Source organism: Salinibacterium sp. NYA9b, from assembly GCF_976973725.1.
The window spans coordinates 1,676,798-1,700,069 of sequence record NZ_OZ333476.1; the positions used below are offsets into that span (position 1 = coordinate 1,676,798).

The 23,272-nt window shown below is 60.0% G+C and carries 18 protein-coding genes and 1 other RNA gene; 9 read left to right on the plus strand and 10 right to left on the minus strand.

Annotated elements, in window-relative coordinates; translation table 11 throughout:
• The first annotated feature begins 86 nt into the window (after window positions 1-86).
• The 3 genes from ACWFSR_RS08015 (at window position 87) to sucB (ending at window position 4,657) form a co-directional block, all read left to right on the plus strand.
• The gene (locus ACWFSR_RS08015; protein WP_447522143.1) at window positions 87-1,574 is read left to right on the plus strand and encodes a leucyl aminopeptidase; all 1,488 of its coding nucleotides are present in this window, start codon (window positions 87-89) and stop codon (window positions 1,572-1,574) included.
• Between the two features lie 99 nt (window positions 1,575-1,673).
• On the plus strand, window positions 1,674-3,047 hold the full coding sequence (gene lpdA / locus ACWFSR_RS08020; protein ID WP_197105753.1) for a dihydrolipoyl dehydrogenase: 1,374 nt from the start codon (window positions 1,674-1,676) through the stop codon (window positions 3,045-3,047).
• 59 nt (window positions 3,048-3,106) lie between these two features.
• Window positions 3,107-4,657 (plus strand): 2-oxoglutarate dehydrogenase, E2 component, dihydrolipoamide succinyltransferase, encoded by a 1,551-nt coding sequence (gene sucB, locus ACWFSR_RS08025; protein ID WP_447522144.1) that lies wholly within the window; start codon window positions 3,107-3,109, stop codon window positions 4,655-4,657.
• Between the two features lie 11 nt (window positions 4,658-4,668).
• Here sucB and ACWFSR_RS08030 read toward each other — a convergent pair whose 3' ends face one another.
• On the minus strand, window positions 4,669-6,147 hold the full coding sequence (locus ACWFSR_RS08030) for a hypothetical protein (RefSeq protein ID WP_447522145.1): 1,479 nt from the start codon (window positions 6,145-6,147) through the stop codon (window positions 4,669-4,671).
• Window positions 6,148-6,325: 178 nt separating this feature from the next.
• Between ACWFSR_RS08030 and ACWFSR_RS08035 the strand changes: the two genes are divergently transcribed.
• Window positions 6,326-7,051 (plus strand): DUF4191 domain-containing protein, encoded by a 726-nt coding sequence (locus ACWFSR_RS08035; protein WP_197105756.1) that lies wholly within the window; start codon window positions 6,326-6,328, stop codon window positions 7,049-7,051.
• A gap of 93 nt (window positions 7,052-7,144) precedes the next feature.
• Here ACWFSR_RS08035 and ACWFSR_RS08040 read toward each other — a convergent pair whose 3' ends face one another.
• Window positions 7,145-7,549 carry an RDD family protein gene (locus ACWFSR_RS08040; protein WP_197109876.1) on the minus strand — a complete coding sequence of 135 codons (405 nt, stop codon included), beginning with the start codon at window positions 7,547-7,549 and terminating at the stop codon, window positions 7,145-7,147.
• A gap of 137 nt (window positions 7,550-7,686) precedes the next feature.
• On the opposite strand from ACWFSR_RS08040, the gene glnA reads away from it, so the two are divergent.
• The gene (gene glnA / locus ACWFSR_RS08045) at window positions 7,687-9,123 is read left to right on the plus strand and encodes a type I glutamate--ammonia ligase (RefSeq protein ID WP_197105758.1); all 1,437 of its coding nucleotides are present in this window, start codon (window positions 7,687-7,689) and stop codon (window positions 9,121-9,123) included.
• A 71-nt stretch (window positions 9,124-9,194) separates the two neighbouring features.
• On the opposite strand, the gene ACWFSR_RS08050 is transcribed toward glnA, so the two are convergent.
• The 5 genes from ACWFSR_RS08050 to ACWFSR_RS08070 all read right to left on the minus strand — a co-directional run bounded on the left by ACWFSR_RS08050 (window position 9,195) and on the right by ACWFSR_RS08070 (window position 18,440).
• Complete coding sequence (locus ACWFSR_RS08050; RefSeq protein ID WP_447522146.1) at window positions 9,195-10,643, minus strand: UDP-glucose dehydrogenase family protein; 1,449 nt, start codon at window positions 10,641-10,643, stop codon at window positions 9,195-9,197.
• 22 nt (window positions 10,644-10,665) lie between these two features.
• Window positions 10,666-12,132: a glycosyl hydrolase gene (locus tag ACWFSR_RS08055; RefSeq protein WP_197109874.1), complete on the minus strand. Its 1,467-nt coding sequence runs from the start codon at window positions 12,130-12,132 to the stop codon at window positions 10,666-10,668.
• Window positions 12,116-13,609, minus strand: a complete 1,494-nt coding sequence (locus ACWFSR_RS08060) for a glycosyltransferase family 2 protein (RefSeq protein WP_197105761.1) — start codon at window positions 13,607-13,609, stop codon at window positions 12,116-12,118. Before ACWFSR_RS08060 ends, ACWFSR_RS08055 begins: the two co-directional genes overlap by 17 nt.
• Before the next feature lie 546 nt (window positions 13,610-14,155).
• A complete protein-coding gene (locus ACWFSR_RS08065) occupies window positions 14,156-17,089 on the minus strand; it encodes a bifunctional [glutamine synthetase] adenylyltransferase/[glutamine synthetase]-adenylyl-L-tyrosine phosphorylase (RefSeq protein WP_447522147.1) in 2,934 nt (977 codons plus the stop codon).
• A 13-nt stretch (window positions 17,090-17,102) separates the two neighbouring features.
• A complete protein-coding gene (locus tag ACWFSR_RS08070; protein WP_197105763.1) occupies window positions 17,103-18,440 on the minus strand; it encodes a glutamine synthetase family protein in 1,338 nt (445 codons plus the stop codon).
• A 151-nt stretch (window positions 18,441-18,591) separates the two neighbouring features.
• Here ACWFSR_RS08070 and panB point away from each other — a divergent pair, with 151 nt between their 5' ends.
• On the plus strand, window positions 18,592-19,422 hold the full coding sequence (gene panB / locus ACWFSR_RS08075; RefSeq protein ID WP_197109873.1) for a 3-methyl-2-oxobutanoate hydroxymethyltransferase: 831 nt from the start codon (window positions 18,592-18,594) through the stop codon (window positions 19,420-19,422).
• Between the two features lie 42 nt (window positions 19,423-19,464).
• On the opposite strand, the gene ACWFSR_RS08080 is transcribed toward panB, so the two are convergent.
• A complete protein-coding gene (locus tag ACWFSR_RS08080) occupies window positions 19,465-19,632 on the minus strand; it encodes a methionine aminopeptidase (protein ID WP_197105765.1) in 168 nt (55 codons plus the stop codon).
• 49 nt (window positions 19,633-19,681) lie between these two features.
• Here ACWFSR_RS08080 and map point away from each other — a divergent pair, with 49 nt between their 5' ends.
• Genes map through ACWFSR_RS08095 form a run of 3 tightly spaced genes read left to right on the plus strand, consistent with a single transcriptional unit; the run spans window position 19,682 to window position 22,046 of the window.
• Window positions 19,682-20,548 (plus strand): type I methionyl aminopeptidase, encoded by an 867-nt coding sequence (gene map / locus ACWFSR_RS08085; RefSeq protein WP_447522148.1) that lies wholly within the window; start codon window positions 19,682-19,684, stop codon window positions 20,546-20,548.
• A gap of 38 nt (window positions 20,549-20,586) precedes the next feature.
• Window positions 20,587-21,333, plus strand: a complete 747-nt coding sequence (gene ppgK / locus ACWFSR_RS08090) for a polyphosphate--glucose phosphotransferase (protein WP_197105767.1) — start codon at window positions 20,587-20,589, stop codon at window positions 21,331-21,333.
• Between the two features lie 2 nt (window positions 21,334-21,335).
• Window positions 21,336-22,046, plus strand: a complete 711-nt coding sequence (locus ACWFSR_RS08095; protein WP_197105768.1) for a VIT1/CCC1 transporter family protein — start codon at window positions 21,336-21,338, stop codon at window positions 22,044-22,046.
• A gap of 59 nt (window positions 22,047-22,105) precedes the next feature.
• Here ACWFSR_RS08095 and rnpB read toward each other — a convergent pair.
• Window positions 22,106-22,477: RNase P RNA component class A (rnpB, locus tag ACWFSR_RS08100), an RNA gene on the minus strand.
• Between the two features lie 32 nt (window positions 22,478-22,509).
• Entirely contained in the window at window positions 22,510-23,256 is a 747-nt protein-coding gene (locus ACWFSR_RS08105) for a zinc ribbon domain-containing protein (protein WP_231599686.1), read from the minus strand.
• Window positions 23,257-23,272 lie beyond the last annotated feature (16 nt).

The following is a 23,272-nucleotide window of genomic DNA, read 5'->3' on the forward strand; positions in this document are numbered from 1 at the left end:
GCGGGTGCGATGGCATCCTTCTGTTTCGGCTCCACAGCGTCAAGCTCCTAGCGAACACGAAGGCGGATGCTGGTTATCATGAGGACATGACCGTTGCTACGTTGCACTTGTCCACCGCGCCCGCCTCCGAAGTTGAATCCGATGTTCTCGTTATCGGGGTGGTGAAAACCGACACCGGGCCGAAACTCGTGGACACGTCGTCGCAACTTGCAACCTTCGAGCAGGCGCTGAGTCTCATTGGCGCGACCGGTGCGGCTGACGAACTCCACCGCATTCCTGCCACCGACATCGCGGCTCCGGCAGTCGCCTTCATCGGTCTCGGAGATGCCTCCCCCACCGTCGAATCCTTGCGTTACGCCGCCGGTTCAGCCGCTCGCCAATTGCGAGGGGCACCGCACATCACTCTGTCCCTCGGAGCGCAGTCGAGTGAGGAAACGCTCGCTGTACTCGAGGGCGCTGCGATCGGCGCTTACTCCTATGATGCTTATCGCTCAACTACTCCCGAAGCGAGCAAGAAGCTCGCAACCGACATCACCGTAGTGAGCCCCATTGCGGATGCCGCGCTCATTGAACGCGCGACCGTAATCGCTTATGCCACGCACGTCACTCGCGACATGGTCAACGAGGCCCCCCGAGAGCTCTACCCCGAAACCTTCGCCGATCGTGCGAGTGAACTCGCGTCGCTCGACAACGTCGCAGTAGAGGTCTACGCAGAAAAAGAACTCGAAGAGGGCGGCTTTGGTGGAATTCTCGGAGTCGGCCAAGGATCCACTCGCGGTCCTCGCCTCGTAAAAATCAGCTACACCCCTTCTGACTCCGCAAAGCACCTCGCACTTGTTGGCAAGGGAATCACGTTCGATTCGGGCGGGCTCTCGCTCAAGCCTGGACTCGGCATGATCGGCATGAAGTTTGACATGAGCGGAGCAGCGACTGTCATGGCCGTTGTCGAAGCGTGCGCGAAGCTCGGCACCAACGTGCGATTGACCGCGTGGCTCTGCCTCGCCGAGAACATGCCCTCTGGCAGCGCAATTCGACCCAATGACGTGTTGACAATCCGCGGCGGAAAAACCGTCGAAGTTCTCAACACGGATGCCGAAGGTCGACTTGTCATGGCTGACGGTCTGGTCGCTGCCAGCGAAGAGAACCCCGACGCCATCGTGGACATTGCAACACTCACCGGCGCAGCCGTTGTCGCTTTGGGTAACCGCTACGCCGGCACGATGGGTGATAAAGCTCTCGTCAACCAAGTGGTCGCGGTTGCAGACCGTGTGGGCGAGCCCTTCTGGGCGATGCCGATTAGCCCTGAACTCCGCCCACTGCTCGCGTCTGATATTGCCGATATCGCCAATATCAAGCCAGGCAACACCGCTGGAGGCATGCTCATCGCGGCCGCGTTCCTTAAGGACTTCGTAGGAAAGCGCCCCAACAGCACCGAAACCATCCCGTGGGCTCACATCGATATTGCCGGTCCGTCAGACAACCGCGGCGGAGGTTGGGGCTACGTCGGCAAGGGCGCCACTGGAATCGGTGTTCGAACACTCATTGAACTGGCCGAGGAATTTTCTCGTCCGTAGTAAGGTTTTTTAAACGCGGGATGTTTCCGCACCATCCGGTCGCACTGACTACACACAGTGCGTTCCGACGAAAAATTTCCTTACAGAGGAGCTGCTGTATTGGCTGAGCACAATTTTGACCTTGTCGTTCTTGGTGGAGGAAGCGGTGGCTACGCAGCTGCGTTGCGCGCCGCCGAACTCGGGATGACCGTTGGCCTGATCGAGAAGAACAAGCTCGGTGGCACTTGCCTGCACGTGGGCTGCATTCCGACCAAGGCACTTTTGCACTCCGCAGAGGTCGCTGACGTGACGCGCGAAGCAGCGAAGTATGGCGTCACCGCCACACTCGACGGCATCGACATCTCAGCGGTAACCAAGTACCGCCAAGACATCGTCGCGAGCAAGTACAAGGGCCTGCAGGGCCTCATCAAGATGCGCGGTATCACCGTCATCGAGGGCGAAGGCAAGCTCGTCGCGCCCAACACCGTTCAGGTTGGCGAAGACACCGTAGTAGGCAAGAACGTCATTCTGGCGACTGGCTCCTACTCTCGCTCGCTGCCAGGACTCGAAATCGGTGGCCGCGTCATCACCTCCGAACAGGCACTTGAACTCGACTTCGTTCCGAAGAAGGTCGCAGTGCTCGGTGGCGGCGTCATCGGCGTTGAATTCTCGAGCGTCTGGAAGAGCTGGGGAGCCGACGTCACCATTATTGAAGGTCTCCCCCACCTCGTTCCCATGGAAGACGAGTCGGTCAGCAAGCAGTTTGAACGAGCATTCCGCCGTCGTGGCATCAACTTCCACACCGGCGTTCGCTTCAAGAGCGTCGAGCAGAACGACGACGGCGTCGTCGTTACTTTGGAAAACGGCGAAACGGTCGAAGCCGAGCTCCTGCTCGTTGCCGTCGGCCGTGGCCCGTCGACCGCTGGACTCGGCTTCGAAGAAGTCGGCATTGAGATGGACCGCGGCTTCGTTCTCACGAACGAGCGCCTCGCCACCAACATTCCTGGCGTCTACGCCGTCGGAGACATCGTTCCTGGCCTCCAGCTCGCTCACCGTGGATTCCAGCAAGGAATCTTCGTTGTCGAAGAACTCGCTGGCCTCAAGCCCATCGTGATCGATGACCTCCACATTCCGAAGGTCACGTACAGCGACCCCGAGGTAGCGTCCATCGGCCTGAGCGAAGCAAAGGCGATCGAAGCCCACGGCGCTGACAACGTCAAGGCCTACGACTACAACCTCAGCGGAAACGGCAAGAGTGCCATCATCGGCACCGCTGGTTCCATCAAGGTCGTTCGCGTAGTCGACGGTCCAGTCGTCGGAGTTCACATGATCGGAGCCCGCGTTGGCGAACTGATCGGTGAAGCACAACTGATCGTCAACTGGGAAGCACACCCCGAAGACATCACCCCGTTGCTTCACGCACACCCCACCCAAAACGAGGCTCTCGGCGAGGCATTCCTCGCCCTGGCCGGCAAGCCGCTGCACGCGGTCTAGGCTCCGCCTAACCACGGAACTAAGCTATTGATGACAAGCATCACAAAGGAGCAGTACTGATGAGCGAATCCGTTAACCTTCCGGCACTCGGAGAGAGTGTCACCGAGGGCACGGTGACCCGCTGGCTGAAGCAAGTCGGCGAGCGTGTAGAGGTTGACGAGCCCCTGCTCGAGGTCTCCACTGACAAGGTCGACACGGAGATTCCTTCTCCCGTTGCCGGAGTCATCGAAGAGATCTTGGTTGCCGAAGACGAAACAGTAGAAGTTGGCACCGCGCTGGTAAAAATCGGCGACGGATCGGGCGGCGCAGATGCTGCTCCCGCCGCTGAGGAAGCACCTGCCGAAGCGGCTCCCGCTGCAGCAGAGGCTCCCGCTGAAGAGACTGCAGCACCTGCCGCCGAAGCGCCCGCCGAAGAGGCTGCAGCACCCGCTGCTGAAGCCCCCGCGGCCGAGCCCGCTCCCGTCGTCGAGGCGCCCGCTGCTGAAGCCGAAGCGCCTGCTGCGCCTGAAGCGCCAGTTGCCGAGCCCGTCGCAGAATCAGCGGCTCCCGCTGCTGCTGCCGCGCCGGTTGCCGCGCCCGAGGCCCCTGCTGAAGCTGCACCTGTTGCCGAAGCGGAACCCGCTGCTGAAGCGGCACCTGCCGCCGAAGCTGCACCTGCCGCGTCGGCTCCCGCCGCCGAGGAAGCGTCTGACAGCGATGACTCGCAAGCCGGATACCTCACTCCTCTCGTGCGCAAGCTCGCAAACGAGCGCGGCGTCGACGTAAGCACGCTTACGGGAACTGGTGTCGGCGGTCGCATCCGCAAGCAGGACGTTCTCGCTGCAAGCGAAGCCGCAACTGATGCTGAATCAGAGGCACCTGCTGCCGCGGCGCCCGCAGCTCGGGAAGTCTCGCCGTTGCGGGGAACCACCGTTCCGATGTCGCGACTACGCAAGGTCATCGCCGAGCGTGCCGTTCTCTCTATGCAGTCATCTGCTCAGCTCACTTCCGTCGTTGAAGTTGACGTCACTGCAGTTGCTAACTACCGCAACTCTGTGAAAGACGAGTTCTTGGCTAAGACTGGCACGAAGCTTTCATTCCTGCCGTTCTTTGCCCTTGCTGCCGCAGAAGCGTTGACCGTTCACCCGATCATCAACGCGACGATCGAAGACAATGCCATCGTGTACCCCGCCCAGGAGAACATGAGCATCGCAGTGGACACCGAGCGTGGATTGCTTACGCCCGTTATCCGCGACGCTGCGTCACTCGACATCGCAGGACTCGCTGGCGAGATCGCAGATCTTGCTCAGCGCACCCGCGACAACAAGTTGACCCCTGACGAGCTTTCGGGCGGAACGTTCACGCTAACCAACACCGGTTCACGTGGCGCTCTCTTCGACACTCCGATCGTGTTCTTGCCGCAGTCGGCAATCCTCGGCACCGGAATCGTGACCAAGAAGCCCGTAGTGATCAGCGATGCCAATGGTGATTCCATCGGCATCCGTTCGATGGTTTACCTCGCGCTCAGCTACGATCACCGCATCGTCGATGGGGCCGACGCTGCTGGCTTCCTCGTGGACGTGAAGAACCGCCTCGAAGGCGGAGACTTCGCTGACAAGCTTGGAATCTAACTGATCTCAGTTCACTCAGGCAGCGTATAGCTCCTGATTCGCCAACCGGCCTCGCTCTTCACTAGAAGTAGCGAGGCCGGTTTGCTTTCATCTGCAGAAACGAACTCGAACAGGACACTGTCTCCGAGCCGCTGAATCTCTGCGGCATCCGCGGCAGTCAACAGAACGTCGGAAGATAACTCTGCACCATTCAACACATTGTGAATGTGGGCAGAATCTGCGGCGAACGCAGGTGAATCGGAACGGGAAACTGCTTCAAGGCATTCAATCGACAGATCCCGTAGACACTCGTTTCGAGTCGAAAGCAACGCGTCAAGGGCCGCCTTGGGCTCAGCCGGGAGGTCGTTGCGCCACGACTCTGAGGCGCCCTCTTCTGATGAGCCAACGGCGATCTCCTCCCCCTCGTTCTCGCGTTCGGGGTGAGACTCTGCTGCCGACGAATCGCCATCAGCAGAAGCGACAGCGGCCGGGGCTTCGGTGCCGTCAAAAGACGCGACAACAACCGCCAACGCCACACAGAGCGCACCGACTGCAGCGAGAGCCCATGTGCGCTTTCTGATCGGGCGACACCAGTCCCGAAGAATCGTCTTGCCGCGCACAGCCTGATCCTTCGCCGCGGCAACCAGTTCGCCCACCCTGCCCTGAAGCCACTCCGGAAGGGCAACCACCGAATCGAGTTCGGTTCGTGGCGGACGCGGTCGATCATGTGGTGTCACCGCGCTACCCCGTGCGTGCTGAACAGCATCGAACGTCTGCGTCGACTCAGCGGGACCCAGGCGCACCGGCTCTGGTGCTCCCAGCGCAAACAGCCGCCGTTCACATTCCCACTGCCACTCAGCACTGCGCATGTGCTCCTCGCTGGACAGCCAAGCCAACAGCTCCGCGATCGGCGTTCGGAGGTTATGCTCCAGCGCCATCGCCGCGATGACGCCGCTTGCCGTGACGGCATAGGCTGAGCGGTCTTCTTGGAACCACGGCGCCTCGCACAGCTCCGCTGGTGTTGGAATGCTGCCGTGCAATCGAGCCGAGCCAAAATCTCCAAAGAAGGGCATTCCGGAGCTATCGAAGTGCACAGCGTCCATTGTCAGGTTTCCGAGAGCGACGCCGGCACGGTGCACTCGATCCAGTGCCGCAGCGAGCGGCGCAAGAATGGTGATTACCTCTCCGGGGCGCAGCGTTTGTCGTTCACGCATAACGCGCCTCAGCGTTATCGCGGTGCGCCAGTGCGTAATCAGCGCCGGCGAGCCATCAGGGGCCGCCGCGATATCGTCCAGTTCGACGGCGTGAGCGCCCTGCACTAGAGACAGACACTCAATCTCGGCGAGCAGGTCGAGCGCTCCGCTGTCGGGAAGCAAGCGTTTGATCACACGCACGCTCGAGGCGTCGTCCCGTTCGATATCACCACTCGGGCACGCGAGAACAAGTCGTGAGGATAAGCCCTCTGCGAGGGTGCGTACCGTGCGGTAGCCAGCTATCGAGTCGTCATTCACAGCTCCATCATTTGCCCTCATACGCGCCCGCTGACGCTTGCAGCAGCCGCTTGTGGACAAGCACCATCGCACAAGATCACTCAGGACAGGACTCGGAATAGTGCTCCGCACGGGCCGACGGACGCCTCGCGTGAGAACTTCGAATCCATAGAGGCGTCAGAGGCCGTATCCTAGATGCATGGCACGCAGCGAAAAGACTCCGAAGGCTCCGAAGGCTCAAAAAGAACCCGGTCGCATCAAGCAGATGTACCAGGTCTTCCAAATGACGAGGCGCTACGACAACCTCGCAATCTGGTTCTTCCTCTTGGCTTTCCTCTTGCCCATTGTGGTCGGGCTCGTTCTGGCTTTCCTTCTCGCCGGGGACAACGTTTTCGGGTTCGTGCTTTACATCATTGCCGGTGTAATGGCTGGCCTTCTCGCGTTCCTCATTGTTTTGGGACGCCGCGCAGAACGCGCCGCCTACTCGCAAATTGCCGGCCAGCCCGGTGCTGTCGGTGCCGTGCTCAAGAGTTCGCTGCGTCGCGGTTGGACCGCGAGCGAAATGCCTGTTGCGATCAGCCCTAAGACGCAGGATGCTGTCTACCGCGCAATCGGCAAGGGTGGCATCGCACTCATCGGCGAAGGACCCCGCAGCCGCACGCAGAAGATGTTGGAAGATGAGCGTCGCAAGATGAATCGCTTCCTGCCCAATGTTCCCGTGCACTTCATCTATGTCGGACCCGACGCGGACTCCGTTGCGTTGCACAAGCTCGCACCCACCCTCGGCCGTCTCAAGAACGTTCTTCGCAAGCCCGAAATTCTCGCAGTCTCCAACCGGCTGACGTCACTCGACAAGAACGGCCTCCCGATTCCTAAGGGAGTCGACCCCATGAAGGCCCGCGCACAGCGCTCACAGCGCGCCTAACAATCCGCATCACCCTTTCGCGCTTCCAGAGCCGATGAGCCACAGAGCCAATGAGCCACTGTGCTCGTCGGCTCTGTCGCGTTAACCCGGAGGTTAGCGTCGAACGAGCAGCGTGCCTGCGATGCGGTCGTGCATACCTCGCTGATCGACATCCCAAATGACGGCGGGAATGACGAGCGCCATCAACAGAGTGCGCACGATGGGCCGCCAGATGCCGAGGTAGCCCCCAGCAAGGGGAACGACGCGCATTCCAGTGATGAGATGTCCGAAGCTGCCGTTTGTGGTGATCAGCACAACGATCTGGGCTGCGACGAAAACACCGAGAGTGGCGAACGCGTCGTAGTTGAAAAACGCTATCGATACGACGACGGCAAAGCCCCAGTCGATAGCGAGAGCAACGAGCCTGCGCCCCAGTCGACCAATCGAACGCGGGCCTTCCGCTGGGAGCCCAAAGCGCTTACCTGGCCATTCATCGGGAATTTCTTGATGCTGATTCACTGGTTCAGCCTAACGAATCGCAGCTCCGTAACATGCCGGAAACAATTCGGAGATGATTGCGAAATCCTTCTTCTGTACCCTAAGAGATGGTTGTAACGACAGCCGATCATCAAATGAACCCCTTGGAGTTCCACTCAATGTCTCATCCGAAGTTTTCCAATTCGTCTGAGGTTCTTGATTTTATCAAGGACACAGACGTCAAGTTCGTCGACATCCGGTTTACCGACCTCCCCGGTATCCAGCAGCACTTCAACATCCCCGCCGCCGCAGTTGATGAAGACTTCTTCGCTGTCGGCCAGCTCTTCGATGGTTCATCGATCCGTGGCTTCCAGTCGATCCACGAGTCGGATCTCCAACTGATCCCTGACGTCACGACCGCCTACGTCGACCCCTTCCGCGTCGAGCGCACCCTCGTCATCATCTTCGACATCTACAACCCCCGCAACGGCGAGATCTACGCTCGCGACCCGCGCCAGGTTGCCAAGAAGGCCGAAAAGTACCTCGCTTCGACCGGGATCGCCGACACCGCGTTCTTTGCCTCCGAAGCAGAGTTCTACATCTTCGACGATGTTCGCTACGAAGTAAGCGCCAACAAGAGCTTCTACGAAGTCGACTCCAGCGAAGGCGCTTGGAACAGCGGACGCACCGAAGCCGGCGGAAACCTCGCCAACAAGACCCCCTTCAAGGGCGGCTACTTCCCCGTCTCCCCCGTTGACCAGCACGCAGACATCCGTGACGACATCGTCATGAAGCTCATCGATGTTGGACTCGAGGTTGAGCGCAGCCACCACGAGGTCGGCACTGCAGGTCAGGGTGAGATCAACTACAAGTTCGACACCCTCGTTCACGCCGGTGACGACATCCTCAAGTTCAAGTACATCGTCAAGAACACCGCCAACGAGTGGGGCAAGACGGCAACGTTCATGCCGAAGCCGCTCTTCGGCGACAACGGTTCGGGAATGCACACGCACCAGTCGCTCTGGAACGACGGAACCCCGTTGTTCTACGACGAAAAGGGCTACGGCGGACTCAGCGACACCGCTCGCTGGTACATCGGTGGACTGCTCAAGCACGCACCTGCTGTGCTCGCCTTCACCAACCCGACGGTCAACTCGTACCGCCGCCTGATCCCCGGATTCGAAGCTCCCGTGAACCTCGTGTACTCGGCTGGAAACCGTTCGGCTTCCATCCGTATCCCGATCACCGGAACGAACCCCAAGGCAAAGCGCATTGAGTTCCGCGCACCGGATGCATCGGGTAACCCTTACCTCGCGTTCGCTGCTCAGCTCATGGCTGGCCTCGACGGCATCAAGAACAAGACTGAGCCGCACGAGCCCGTTGACAAGGACCTGTACGAGCTGCCTCCCGAGGAAGCACGCCTGATTCCTCAGGTGCCCGCTTCGCTCGAAGAAGCACTTGTTGCTCTCGAAGCTGACCATGAGTTCCTCATGGAAGGCAACGTCTTCACCAAGGACCTCATCGAGACCTGGATTGACTACAAGCGTACGAACGAACTGCTTCCGTTCGCACAGCGCCCGCACCCGTACGAGTACGAACTGTACTTCGGCGTCTAAGCGCTAACACAGCACACAATAAGGGCCGCATCCTTCGGGATGCGGCCCTTATTATTTAGCCCGGTTGTGTTTTAGTAGGCGCTCACGAGCTGCGGCGTGCGACGAGTCAGGTCCAGTCCGGTGCCATCGATTACAGGAGCACGTGACGACGACGCCCCTAGCCCACTGAACGACCAACCAGCTGCACGCCACGTTGCGGCGTCGAGGCAATTGCGGGCATCGATCATGACGCGGCTGCCGACAATTTGCCCTAGCGCCACAGGGTCGCTGGCCTTGAACTCATCCCACTCTGTCAAGACCAAGAGGGCGTCCGATCCCGCGGCAGCCTCGTCGACCGAGTCGACATAGGTGAGCGTGGGGAACATCCGCTGAGCTGTTTCGGATGCTTCGGGGTCGTAGACGACGACCTGAGCTCCCCGGAGATGGAGTGCGGCCGCAACGTTGAGCGCTGGAGAATCCCGCACATCGTCAGTCAGTGGCTTGAAGGCCGCGCCGAGGATGCCGATTCTGCGGTTGAGAACCGAACCACCACAGGCATCGATCGCGAGACCGATGACTTGCAAGCGTTGGGACATGTTGATCTCATCGACCTGCTGCAGCAACGCCGCAGCCTTGGTAGCGCCGAGCTCACTCGAACGGTGGATGAGCGCCCGGATATCCTTGGGAAGGCATCCGCCCCCGAAGCCCAGCCCTGCGTTGAGGAACTGCCGCCCAATGCGCACGTCGTGGCCGAGTGCGTCAGCCAGGACCGCTACATCAGCGCCCGAGGCGTCACACACTTCGGCAATCGCGTTGATGAAGGAGATCTTTGTCGCCAAGAAGGCATTTGCGCTCACTTTGACGAGTTCAGCGGTCGGCAGATCGCACACGATCACGGGGGTTCCCGTCTCGATGGGAATGGCGTAGACCGCGCGCATTGCTGCTTCAGAACGCGGTGACACTCCGCCCAGAACAATCCGATCGGGGCGCAGCGTATCTTCGACTGCTTTACCCTCTCGCAGGAACTCGGGGTTCCACACCAACTCAACGTTCACCTCTGCCGGGGCTGAATCGGCGATGATCGAACGCAAGCGGGCTCCCGTTCCTACCGGCACGGTCGACTTGCCGACAATTAGGCCGTCGTGGGTCAGATAGCGGGCGACCTGCCGCGTAGCTTCCTCCACGTAATCGAGGTTTGCAGCGTTATTCCCCCGCTGCTGGGGCGTACCGACACAGATGAAGTGGATGTCGGAATTCGCCGTAGCCTCAGCAAGGTCTGTAGTGAACCGCAATCGTCCGCTCGCAACGTGCGTGCGGATGAGCTCCGGAAGTCCTGGTTCGAAGAAGGGAACCTTTCCTTCGCTGAGCTGCTTTACTTTGGCCGGATCGGTGTCGACGCCGATGACATCGAACCCCATTTCTGCCATAGCCGCTGCGTGAGTCGCACCGAGATATCCGGTGCCGACGACGCTCAGTCGGGGACGTTCTGCGTCTCCATACTGACCGATGGTGTTCTGGGCTGAAGGTGCTGTGCTGTTCATGTTGTGCTCCTTATTCATCGGTTCAGCGTGCGGTGAGGGTGAAATCGCTGTCAGGTCGCGCCAAGCCCTCGATGAAGGCGGCGAGAGAATCTGCGCGAGAGTCGATGCGCCAGTCATTGGTCGAGCGCTCACCCTCGACATAGGTCGTGACAGCTAAGTTGAACCACGAAATCCCGATGATGTCGTCGTTCTCTGGCTTCGCGAGCGATTCGAAGAGACTGGTCACCCAACCGGCTTTGTGTCCACCCGTCTCGGATGCTCCGATTTCCGTCAGGAAGATTGGCTTGTTGGTGATCCGGCGCAACTCGTTCAAACTGGCGTCGAACGTGTAGCTGAAGGTGAAGTCGTTCTCCGGCTTGTAAGCGGGGCGAAGGTACCCCGACAGTCCCACCCAGTCCACGTATTCGTCGCCCGGATACAACCCGTCGAGGAAGTCCGACGATTGATGCGTCGCCGGAAGGTTATTGATGATGTTGGGTGCCCAGATCCAGATCACGAGATCGTTGGCCCCCTCCTCGGCGAAGATATCGTGGACGTGCTGCCACATAGTGACGAAGTCACCAACGCGGTTCTCGTTAATCGAATTGCCTTGGCCGTCTGTCTCGGACCATGGATACCAGACACCGTTCATCTCGTGGTCCAGTCGGATGCCGAGAGGTAGTCCTGTCGCCACGATGTCTTTCGCGTATTGATGCAAATAGTCATCGAATGTTCCCGGCGTGCCCGCTTCAGGATCGCCGATGATAGCGGGCAACGTGTAGTCGGGCTCTTCTACCTGATCGTTGCCAGAACCAATTGGTCGTGACTCCCAGGTAAGAATCGGAAGTGTTTCCTTCTCCCACGAACGCGTGACCGCATTCGCACGGAAGTCCTCATCCCAGCCGCCAAAGTAGCCGACAACGTTCGGGTTGCTGCCCACCTTGGTAGCGGTCGAGTCGTACGTCGCCCAGTTGAACGGTGCTTGTTCGGTATAGAGCCCGAGATACGTCGAGGCTGGGTTCACGATCGCGGCCTTTGACGGGGCAGTAATAGCTGCGGGACCGGACGAAGTATTGGGCGTGTTCGACTTCGACGGTGACGCCACCGTCGCGTTTTCAGCTCGACTGGATTGAAGAGCTTTCAGCGTTCCTTCAACAGACCAGAGCTCTTGTTGGATCGCTGCGGATTGGGCATTCGTTTCTTTCAGGTTGTTCTTGGCGACACCAATCGACGCTTCAAGTTCATCAATCTCCGACAGCAGGCTCTCTTTTTCTGCCTCCCAGTCAGCGCGTTCCTCGGCCACGGTGTCCGCTTGGAGAACCGTTTTTGCTGCCGTGCTGAGAGCTTGATTTACCGTGCTGCTGGGTGAAATCCAGACGAATGCGCTTGTCGCACCGAGCGTGAGCACGAGCGCGGCACTGCCGACTCCCGTCCAGCGGGTTCGGCTGCTGCTGACAGCCCACCAGGCTGCTGCACCGTTTCGGACATGGGAACTACGAGAAGAAAACAATGGAAACCGCCTCTACTGCAAAGATTGAAAAACCGATCACGTAAGGCCATGCGGCCTTGGGGTTGAGCCGGCGTCGCTGTGGCGCCGCAGGAGCAGCTGCTCGTGTTGACCGCCTCGGAGGCGCTTCCAGCACGGCAACAGCACCAGTAGCAGTGCTTGGTTCGAAGTCCAGGTCGGCGATCGTCGCACTGTCGTGGTCGAGCTGTCCGACCAAGAGGTCGTTGGAGTTACCTCCGGCATAGGCCCCGGCACGGGTGCCCCAGCCGCTGGCATGCCCCATCCTGAAGAATCCAATAAGGCGGATAGGCATGAGGAAGGCAGTGGACACGATGATGAACGCCGGCAAGCGGAAGAAGTCCATCGGTTTCTCTGAGAGGTGCCGAATCTGTCGGATCGCCATGCTCAGTACCGAAGACACCACCATGAGCGCGAGCACGAGAAGCACTCCGCTTTGAACGCCATACTCCGAGAGGAACCCTTCGTAGAAGTTGTATCCCTGTCCGCTGATGGCGCGATAGATCCAACCAGCGATCACTCCAGCCAAAAGGAACGGCAGGATGATGTCCATCAGGAAGAAGACGGCCAGTACTGGTGCGTGCCCCAGCATCCACGGCAGCATGCGAAGGGTGTTGTATTGGCTGCCACGAGCCCAGCGCAGTTGCTGCTTGTAGAGCTTCTTGACCTCAAGCGGCGCATCGGTATAGACGAGCGAGGTGTGCTGGTACACCGTGCGGTGACCCTCTTGAAGAGCAAGGTTGGTGAGAGTGCGATCGTCGCTTACTTCAAGAAATACGCCCATGAAACGTTCGTTCATGAAGCGGTCCATGACGCGCGTCATGATCGAGCGACGGAACGCAATGGTGCGCCCCGGTAAGCAACCGACCTGTCCGAGCACGCTCTGAGCGGGCATCGAGTAGAGAGCTCGCGAGTTCTCCAGCCAGTCAGCCCAGCGAGTGATCCAGCTTCGCTCCGGTTCAAGGATGCGCTGACGTGTTGTGACGCCGCCGACCTTCGCGTCAGCGAACGGCCGCACCAGCTCCGAAAGGGTGTTGTCGGTCCAGACGGTGTCGGAGTCGACGAGAACGGTGATGTCGCCTGTCGACAGCTCCGTACCGATCATCACGGCATTGCGCTTACCGGGAATCGGCGTGTGCACCCAGCGCACCAGCGGAGCGAACTCTTCACTGATGCGTTCCAGTGTGGGGTTCGGCGCACCGTTGATGACGACGATGATCTCAGACGGTTGTTGCTCGACCATGCGGGCGAGCACATCCCGAAAGAGATCCTCCGGCTCATCGAGCACCGGGACTACTACGCTCGTCGTTCCGGTGAACGTGCCCGTATACGGACGGTAGCGCGACGACAACACGACTTTGAGCAACCACAGCGCCCAGATGAGCGACGAGTAGATTGCGAACATGTAGATCTCAGGGTGACCCTCGATCATGTGGCGAAGTTGCAGAATAAATATGAACACGGATGCCCCCGACATTGTGATTGGGAAAGGTGATCATCCGCGACGCTGAGGATGCTTCTCAGCGGTGAGTTGCTTGATTATTGCCCGATGGATTTGCCCACCGCAATACGGGTATTTCGTCGTATTACACCTCCAGGTGGTCTCACCCGGGTCAGGAGTTCGAGAAGAGTGTCGGCACTTAGGCTGTCGCATTTTGTGCACAATTTTGTACCCCACTAGGAGGGCGCGAATCGCTCGAATCCCGGCGCAATCGGAGCCGAAAGCGAGTTCGGGTGAAGGCGGAAAAGTGCACGTCAGGAACCCTATTGGCCACAGCTCGACGCCCCATTTATGGGTAGAACTAGTAGTCTGCCCCTAGCGCACGGAGCAGGGGCTGCCAAGGATGCACCCACCCGCTGCCCCACAATGGGGTACACGATTTTCAGGCTCCCGGGGGACGCTCGTTGGCACCATAAGTGGTTACAGGTTTAACATGCCCGTAACATTCGGAGCGGTTTCAGGGCAACCTGAACCGATGGCAGAAGCAGCCAGACTTTGCCTCGAGCCTTACGACCTCGGCACATTAGCGACGCCATAAAAGCGGCGCTCAAAGACGCGTCGAGCGCGACGCGTGGCGCGCAAATAGTCCTCTTCGAGCTTGCTCGCTGAGCCCGGTGGATATTCGAGCATGCGGGCAACACCCTCGAGTTGAAGTCGATCCGTGGGTAAGACATCCGAGGTCTTTGAGGTCCACAGGGTGACAGCCGAACGTGCGCGGGAGGCGAGAACCCACGCTTCACGCAGGCGAGCCGCGTCGGAGGCAGTGACGAGCTTCTCGGCGACCGCCGCATTCAATGCGTCGAGCGTTGAGGTTGTGCGCAAACCTTCGACCGTAGCTCCGTGCTGAAGCTGCAAGAGCTGCACGAACCATTCGACGTCACTGAGTGAACCGCGGCCTAGTTTGAGGTGGCGGGACGGATCCGCGGCCTGCGGAAGACGTTCAGACTCCACGCGAGCCTTAATCCTTTTGACTTCACGCACGTCCTGAGGCGAAATCACGGAGGGGTAGCGAACGCGGTTCGCGAGTGCTTCGAAATCAGTGAGCAGCGCGGCGTCGCCGGCAACGCCACGGGCGCGCAAGAGCGCCTGAGCTTCCCAGGTGAGCGACCAGCGGGCGTAATAGGCCGCATACGATTCGAGGGAGCGCACGATGGCCCCATTCTTGCCTTCGGGTCGAAGGTCGAGGTCGAGATCGAGCGGAAGCTTGACGTCCTCAGTGATGCGAGTGAGCCCCTTGGCGAGCTTGTCAGCTCGTTTGGCAGCCTCTTCGTTAGTACCGTCCGTTGCCCGGTAGACGTACATGACATCGGTGTCGGAACCGAAACCTGCTTCGGCTCCCCCAAAACGCCCCATGGCGATAATCCCGAACTCGATTCCGTCAGGTTCTGGCCGGAGAATCGCCAACGCTCCTTCGAGCATCATCGTTGTAACGTCGCTGAGCCCGCGGCCCAGCTCTTGAATCGTGGTCATTCCCACGATCGAGCCGATGGCCAAGCGTAAGATCTCACGGCGACGGGCTGTGCGCAACGCCTTGGCCGCGGCATCCTCGTGCCCTTTGTGTCTAGCGACAATGGCCCGAGCTTCGTCTTGCAACACCGCAAGAGAGCGCGGCTTGAGTTCTTTGTCGTGCTCCAGCCACGCTGCAGCTTCGGGGATGCGCTCGAAGAGCCCACCCACGTATTTGGATGCCGAGAGCACATGAGTGAGCCGCTCTGCAGCCCCAGAAGAATCGCGAAGCATGCGCAGGAACCAGTACGCCTCACCGAGTGCTTCGCTGAGCCGGCGGAACGCGAGGAGGCCGTAGTCAGGATCGGCTCCATCTGAGAACCACTGCAACATCACGGGCAGCAGAGCCTTCTGGATAGTGGCCCGCCGGGAGACTCCCCCGGTGAGCGCCGCAATGTGCGCTAGTGCGCCTTTGGGGTCGAGGAAGCCGATAGCGGCCAGTCGAGCGACGGCCTGCTCGCTCGAGAGCGCGAGGCCTTCTTCGGGCAAAGCGGCCACGGCCGAGAGCAACGGGCGATAAAACAGGCGCTCATGAAGTCTGCGCACGGCAATCTTGGTGCGCTGCCACTGCTCGGTGAGATCCTTCGCGCTTGTCGCAATGCCCGTCGCACGAGCGAGTACGCGCAGGTCATCTTGATCTCGCGGCATGAGGTGGGTGCGGCGAAGTCTCGACAGCTGGATGCGGTGTTCCAGCAGCCGGAGAAAGCGGTAGTCCCGAGCGAACTCGCCAGCTTCAGTGCGGCCGATATAACCGTGTTCGGCGAGAGCAATGAGAGCGCGCAGGCTGGACGTTTGACGCACCCCTTCGTCACTTTGTCCGTGAACGAGCTGCAGCAGCTGAACCGTGAACTCAATATCGCGAAGTCCACCCGGGCCGAGCTTGAGTTGCACATCGCGTTCCTGCGGTGGGATGTTCTCGGTGACACGCTCGCGCATCCGCTGCACTGACGCCACGAAATTCTCACGAGACGCACTGGACCACACGAGCGGGGAAACGCCCTCAATGTAGCGACCGCCGAGCTCCCAGTCGCCCGCAAGAGGGCGAGCCTTCAGAAGTGCTTGGAACTCCCAGCTCTCTGCCCAGCGATCGTAATAGGCAAGATGCGATTCAAGCGTGCGCACAAGGGCACCGTCTTTGCCCTCAGGGCGAAGGTTGGTGTCGACCTCCCACAGTGCGGGTTCCACCGTGAGGTCTTGGATGCCGCGGATCGTCTGCACCGCCAAAGGGGTAGCGATCGTGACCGCACGGTCGGCGCTAATACCGTCGGGTTCAGTGACGAAAATGACGTCGACATCCGACACGTAGTTCAGTTCACGGGCGCCGGCCTTGCCCATGCCAATGATGGCAATCCGGGTAGCGGCGATGTCAGCTTCTGGAAAGTTCACCGATCGGCGTGCCACAGACAGTGAGGCTTCCAGCGCGGCACCGGCTAAATCGGCCAAGGCCATTGCCACACGGTCAACAGCAGCAAGAGGGTCTTCCTGCGCGAGATCCCAGGCGGTCAGCTTCGCGAGCTCTCGCCGATAGCGCACCCGCAACGCAACCCACGCGTCTTCGCCCTCGAGGTCGTTGGTGACTTCGGTGAGGAGCTCAACGTATTCCTCGGGCGAGTAAGGCTGCGCAATGGGCGAACACATCGCGTCGAGTTCTTGCGGATGCCGCACAAAGAAGTCGCCAAGCCCCGAAGACGCGCCAAGGACTCGAACCAGTCGCACTGCGGCCTCGTCATTGGCCAGCACTGGCGTGAGTTGCTGCGGTGAGCCCTCGGAGAGTTCCACGAGCAGCCGAAGAGCCTGATCGGGGTCTGCTGCGCGCGCGAATAACGCTGCGGGCACTTCGGGGCGGTCGAGCGCCACAAGACGCTCTCGGGCCTCGCTGAGTTCCAAGAAACCCAGCTTGGCGAGTTCGGTCAGAGTGTATGGCGGCGACGACATGGTGACGGAGGGTCTAGAGGATCTCTAGGCTGCTCTCCAATTCGTAGGGAGTGACCTGAGCGCGGTACGCCTTCCATTCGCGACGCTTGTTGAGCAGCACGAAGTTGAACACCTGCTCCCCGAGCGTCTCTGCGACGAGCTCGGAGTTTTCCATAATGCTCAGCGCATGGTTCAGGTTCGACGGAAGCTGTTCGTAACCCAAGGCACGGCGTTCGTGCTCGGACAGGTCGCCAACGGCATCCTCGGCTTCGAGCGGAAGCTCATAGCCCTCTTCGATGCCCTTAAGCCCAGCGGCGAGCAACAGCGAGTAAGCCAAGTAGGGGTTTGCTGCCGAGTCGAGAGCACGGTATTCAATGCGCGCGCTCTGGCCCTTGCCGGGCTTGTACAGCGGAACTCGTACGAGAGCCGAACGATTGTTGTGCCCCCACGTGACGAAGCTCGGAGCTTCGTCTCCGCCCCACAAGCGCTTGTAGGAGTTGACGAACTGGTTAGTGACAGCAGTGATCTCCGGAGCGTGCTTGAGAATGCCGGCCATGAACTGGCGGCCAACCTTCGACAGCTGGTAGTGCCCGCTGGCGTCGTAGAACGCATTCTGGTCGCCCTCGAAGAGCGACATGTGGGTGTGCATTCCCGAGCCCGGCTGGCCAGACATCGGCTTCGGCATGAACGTGGCGTACACGCCCTGCTCAATGGCAACTTCTTTGATGACAGTGCGGAACGTCATGATGTTGTCTGCAGTGGTGAGTGCGTCGGCGTAACGAAGGTCGATCTCGTTTTGGCCGGGGCCGGACTCGTGGTGGCTGAACTCTACCGAGATGCCGAGGTCTTCGAGCATCCGCACCGAACGGCGACGGAAGTCGTGTGCCGTGCCGCCAGGAACGTTGTCAAAGAAACCAGCGGAATCTACCGGCTGCGGGCTGCCATTCTTGAGCTTGCTCGACTTGAGAAGGTAGAACTCGATTTCGGGATGCGTGTAGAACGTGAAGCCACGCTCAGCTGCCTTCTCGAGCGTGCGCTTGAGCACGTTACGAGGGTCAGATGCTGCGGGCTGGCCATCAGGCGTCGTGATGTCGCAGAACATGCGTGCGGTGGGGTCGATCTCTCCGCGCCACGGCAAAATCTGAAAAGTGGTGGGATCGGGATGCGCGAGCATGTCTGCTTCATAGGCGCGCGTGAACCCTTCAATGGCAGAACCGTCGAAGCCAAGACCCTCAGCGAATGCACCCTCGATCTCGGCGGGCGCAACAGCAACGCTCTTGAGCGTTCCCACAACATCCGTGAACCAGAGTCGAACGAATTTGATGCCACGTTCTTCAATTGTGCGAAGAACGAAATCGCGCTGCTTGTCCATTGACATATAGTCCCTCGATCCGTGCTTTGCCGCGAGATTGCGACATCGATTCTGCCGCTCTAAGGGTACTTGCTCTAGGGCATCTCTGCAGCGCACTCGCCGCCGTGGTAGCCCAATTGAACCCTGCGCCGGTGTCGTTAGACTGGCGGCTATGACTGACTCTGCCGCCGCTGAAGCCCAAGCCAAGCTCAAACGAGTTCGCACTCGCCATTTTCAGACGGCGAAAGAGAACGGAATTAAGATCGTTGGGCTCACCAGTTACGACCAGCTGACTGCTGGAATCTTCGACGAATCCGGCATCGACTTCCTGCTGGTCGGCGACTCCGCTGGCAACAATGTCTATGGCTACGACACCACTCTGCCGGTAAGCATCGATGACCTGATCCCCCTGACGCGCGCCGTCGCCGGCGCTGTTACGCGCGCTTTTGTCGTGGCGGATATGCCTTTCGGATCCTACGAAACAGGTTCCGAGGAGGCGCTTCATACTGCGTTCCGCTTCATGAAAGAGACCGGGGCACACGCCGTGAAGCTTGAAGGCGGTGTGCGCAGCGCCGAACAGATCCGACGCATCGTGGATGCCGGCATCCCGTTGATGGCTCACATCGGGTTCACTCCTCAGAGCGAGCACGGTCTCGGCGGCCACGTCATCCAGGGTCGCGGAGAAGGGTTTGAGCAATTGCTCGCCGACGCTCTCGCCGTTCAAGAGGCTGGCGCGTTTGCCGTCGTGCTCGAGATGGTTCCCGCGGATGCCGCAGCCAAGATCACCGAAGCACTGTCGATTCCGACAATCGGTGTCGGTGCCGGCCCTCACGTTGATGGGCAGCTTCTGGTCTGGACTGATTGGGCGGGCCTCACCAAGGGACGCATCCCGAAGTTCGTTAAGCAGTACGCCGATTTGCGCGCAACGCTCGCGGGCGCTGTCGACGAGTACCGCGCCGATGTGGCCGCGGGTACGTACCCGACAGAGGAGCACTCCTACTAGGAGTCTCCTCGGCCGGGAACGGCCCGTGAGTGCTCCGAGCGTCTAGTCTTCAGAATCTTCGCTTGCCCACTTGCGTGCGCGCTCCGCGATGATTTGCGGGGCGTGTTCGGCTTGAGCCCGAGTATCGAATGGGCCATCACGATCTACGGCTAGCGACTGCGGTCCTTCTTCGACTTCGCCGGTCTTGTGGTTGTACCACCATTGCTCCATGCGGTTCGTCCCTTCGTCGAGAGCAAGGCTACGCGGTTAGACTGCTGAAATGCCTCGGAATAATTCTGGTCACCTCGTTCCGGGAGTAATCCCACCCCAACTTGCCGTCCCCTCGGCTATTACCCGCCCCGAATACGTGGGCAAGAAGGCGCCGCGCACCTTCACCGGTTCAGATGTTTACACGGCTGAAGAAGTAGACCGCATCCGTGCCGCAGGCACCATTGCCGCCGGCGCCGTCGAAGCAGTTGGTGCGGCGGTTGCCCCCGGAGTCACTACCGCACACCTCGATCAGATCGCGCACGAGTACATGGTGTCCCGCGGTGCCTACCCGTCAACGCTGGGCTACCGTGGCTTCCCGAAGTCGTGTTGCACGAGCATCAATGAGGTTATTTGTCACGGCATTCCGGATGACACGGTGCTCAAAGATGGCGACATCATCAACATCGACATCACCGCCTACAAAGATGGCATGCACGGTGACCTCAATAAGACTTTCCTCGTCGGCGACGTTTCTGACGACGCTCGCAATCTCGTTGAACGCACGCAAGAAGCGCTTAACCGGGGAATCAAGGCCGTAGCCCCTGGGCGTCAGGTCAACGTGATCGGCCGGGCGATTGAGTCCTACGCAAAGCGCTTCGGCTACGGCGTGGTTCGCGACTTCACCGGACACGGCGTTGGCCGCGCTTTTCACACCGGCCTCATCATCCCTCACTACGACTCTGCACCGCAGTTCGACGACGTCATCGAGGTGGGAATGGTCTTCACCATCGAACCCATGCTGACCCTCGGAACCAACGATTGGGATTTGTGGGCCGATGACTGGACCGTCACCACTCGCGACAAGAGCTTGACCGCACAATTCGAGCACACCATGGTCGTCACCGAACGTGGCACCGAAATTTTGACTCTCCCGTAATAATCTGACGCTCCCCTAACCACGCGAAAGAGGACAGCATGACTCAGGCTCTAGGAATCGACATCGGTGGCACCGGAATCAAGGGGGCCATTGTCGACACCGACACCGGCAAGCTGGTGAGCGACCGGATGAAGATCGCGACGCCCAAATCGGGCAAACCTGATGCGATCGTCGCGGTCGTCGTTGAGCTCATCGAAAAACTCGGCGGAATTCCCGAGTCGATGCCGGTTGGCGTATGTTTCCCCGCAATCGTGCGCAACGGCAAGACGATGTCTGCCGCAAACATCTCCAAAGAGTGGATCGGTCTCGAGGCCGAAGCGCTATTCGAGAAGGCCCTCGGCCGCGACATCCACTTTGTCAATGATGCGGATGCCGCTGGCGTTGCCGAAGTGCGCTACGGCGCGGCTCAAGGCGTACCCGGTCTGATTTTGCTCACAACGCTCGGCACCGGAATCGGCAGTGCGCTGATCTATAACGGAACCCTCGTTCCGAATTCAGAGCTGGGTCATCTCACCATCGGGCGCCAGGATGCCGAAAAAGGCGCGTCATTCTCCGCGAAGGAACGGCGCCGCCTCAGTTGGAAAGCGTGGGCAAAGCGTCTCCAGCGCTACTACACCCACCTCGAACTGCTCTTCTCCCCCGACCTCTTCTTGGTCGGTGGCGGCGTGTCAAAAAGCCACGAAAAGTTTCTCCCACTGCTGAAGCTGAAGACGCCGATCGTGCCCGCCAAACTTCGCAACAACGCTGGCATTCTCGGTGCTGCCGCCCTCGCCGTAAAGGAATAGCCATGAGCTTTCACACCAATGAACCCCATTCCGGCGACATCGCTGGGCGCCTGAACTGGCTCCGCGCTGGAGTTCTTGGCGCGAACGATGGCATTGTCTCTGTTGCTGCAATCGTTGTCGGCGTCGCTGGTGCGACATCCGCCATCGCTCCCCTGATCACCGCGGGAGTCGCCGGCCTCGTCGGTGGCGCCATCTCGATGGCCTTGGGAGAATATGTTTCCGTGAGCAGCCAGAGCGATAGCCAGCGGGCACTCATCGAGAAAGAGCGACGAGAACTCGCCGAGATGCCGGAGGAGGAACTCGCCGAGCTCGCGGCCATCTACCGCGCTAAAGGAATCAGCGCAGAAACAGCGCAACGCGTGGCAGAGGAGCTCACCGAACACGACGTTCTAGCGGCCCACCTCGAAGCGGAGCTAGGCATTACCGAACACGCCGTCGTGAGCCCCTGGCAAGCAGCCGGGGCCTCTGCGCTCGCGTTCACGATCGGTGGAGTGCTGCCGCTCGCCGCCATCCTGCTGGCACCAGAACCCATCCGGGTCCTAGCGACCTTCATCGCCGTCTTGACAGCACTGGTGATCACCGGGGCGCTGTCGGCGCGTGTTGGCGGCAACAGCTGGGTGCGACCAACGCTGCGGATTGTGATCGGTGGAGCGCTCGCCCTCGCCACCACGTTCCTCATCGGTACGCTTTTGGGCACTTCGGGCGTCGTCTAGAGGCACTCGGCGACCGCACGGGCGAGTCTGGCTGAGCCTGACGCTCACATTCAGACTGAGGAATGGGCCGGCTAGTACGCCGGGTTCTGTTCACACGAGACCGAAATCTCGTGCTGGACGGTCATCTATCTACGATGTACGTTGCCGCACACCTCTAGCGATCTACCCGAAGACTCGGCGAGCAGCCTTAGCGTCTTCTGTCTGATCTTGCTCCGGACGAGGTTTACCTAGCCGGCCGAGTCACCCCGGCCGCTGGTGGTCTCTTACACCACCGTTTCACCCTTACCCCAGACCGAAGTCTGTGGCGGTCTGCTTTCTGTTGCACTGTTCTCGCGGGTTGCCCCGGGTGGGTGTTACCCACCATCCTGCTCTGCGGAGCCCGGACGTTCCTCGGTACCCTTAACGGATAACGCGACCGTCTTGCCGACCCATTCAACTGCCAAGCTTAGCGTTCAACGAGCGGTTAGAGTCCCGACTCGTTTGTGCGAACAAGAATGCCTTCACTGCTGGCACACATGATCACGGTGTCAGGTGCTGCGGCCCGAATCTCTTGCATTTCGTTCTCGAGGAGCTTCACGCCGGATGCCAGCGAAACTCCCCCGCGCAACAGCGAAGCGCCAACACCGTAACGTTCGCGCTGACGTTCGTAGAGCGCCAAAAGATCGTCCGGGATCGTAGCCTGCAAAGCAGAGCGACCGGTACGGGTCGTGCCCAACTCCGCCTCGATGACGACGAGGGCTTCATCGCGGCTGGCTTCGAGCTCGGCGGCCTGGGTACGGAGGTTGTCCGCCTGCTCAGTCAGATTGTCTACAACCTTCTGCTGGGCTTCAAGCTTCTCCATGACGGCAAGCTCAATGTCTTCTAGGTTGCTCAAACGGGTGCGCAGCGCGGCGAGCTCCTGCTCAAGCGCAGCAACATCTTTGGCCGACGAACTCGCATCAAGGCGCGAAGTATCACGGGCGATGCGAGCCTCAACCACCGTGACATCCGACTCAACGCGGCTCATTTCGAGCTCGATGTCTTCTTTGATGCCACGCTCTTCTAACATCGTCAACTGAAGCTTGTCGCGGTGCTGCTTCAGTTCGGTAAGTTTCTCGTGCTCAGGAAGCTTCTTTGCACGGTGCTCCAACTGGGCAATCTTCGTGTCAAAGGCCTGCAGGTCGAGGAGCAGCGCCTGATCAGCGGGGCTAGCGGTCAATGCCATAGTCATGTTTCTCTCTGTATAC

What these genes read in the sequence shown, in the direction of transcription:
- ppgK (WP_197105767.1), top strand. Translation starts at nt 20,587, where the DNA reads ATGACTCAGGCTCTAGGAATCGACATCGGTGGCACCGGAATCAAGGGG.
- ACWFSR_RS08050 (WP_447522146.1), bottom strand. Translation starts at nt 10,643, where the DNA reads ATGAACAGCACAGCACCTTCAGCCCAGAACACCATCGGTCAGTATGGA.
- ACWFSR_RS08105 (WP_231599686.1), bottom strand. Translation starts at nt 23,256, where the DNA reads ATGACTATGGCATTGACCGCTAGCCCCGCTGATCAGGCGCTGCTCCTC.
- panB (WP_197109873.1), top strand. Translation starts at nt 18,592, where the DNA reads ATGACTGACTCTGCCGCCGCTGAAGCCCAAGCCAAGCTCAAACGAGTT.
- ACWFSR_RS08095 (WP_197105768.1), top strand. Translation starts at nt 21,336, where the DNA reads ATGAGCTTTCACACCAATGAACCCCATTCCGGCGACATCGCTGGGCGC.
- ACWFSR_RS08035 (WP_197105756.1), top strand. Translation starts at nt 6,326, where the DNA reads ATGGCACGCAGCGAAAAGACTCCGAAGGCTCCGAAGGCTCAAAAAGAA.
- ACWFSR_RS08015 (WP_447522143.1), top strand. Translation starts at nt 87, where the DNA reads ATGACCGTTGCTACGTTGCACTTGTCCACCGCGCCCGCCTCCGAAGTT.
- ACWFSR_RS08070 (WP_197105763.1), bottom strand. Translation starts at nt 18,440, where the DNA reads ATGGACAAGCAGCGCGATTTCGTTCTTCGCACAATTGAAGAACGTGGC.
- ACWFSR_RS08080 (WP_197105765.1), bottom strand. Translation starts at nt 19,632, where the DNA reads ATGGAGCAATGGTGGTACAACCACAAGACCGGCGAAGTCGAAGAAGGA.
- glnA (WP_197105758.1), top strand. Translation starts at nt 7,687, where the DNA reads ATGTCTCATCCGAAGTTTTCCAATTCGTCTGAGGTTCTTGATTTTATC.
- map (WP_447522148.1), top strand. Translation starts at nt 19,682, where the DNA reads ATGCCTCGGAATAATTCTGGTCACCTCGTTCCGGGAGTAATCCCACCC.
- ACWFSR_RS08065 (WP_447522147.1), bottom strand. Translation starts at nt 17,089, where the DNA reads ATGTCGTCGCCGCCATACACTCTGACCGAACTCGCCAAGCTGGGTTTC.
- sucB (WP_447522144.1), top strand. Translation starts at nt 3,107, where the DNA reads ATGAGCGAATCCGTTAACCTTCCGGCACTCGGAGAGAGTGTCACCGAG.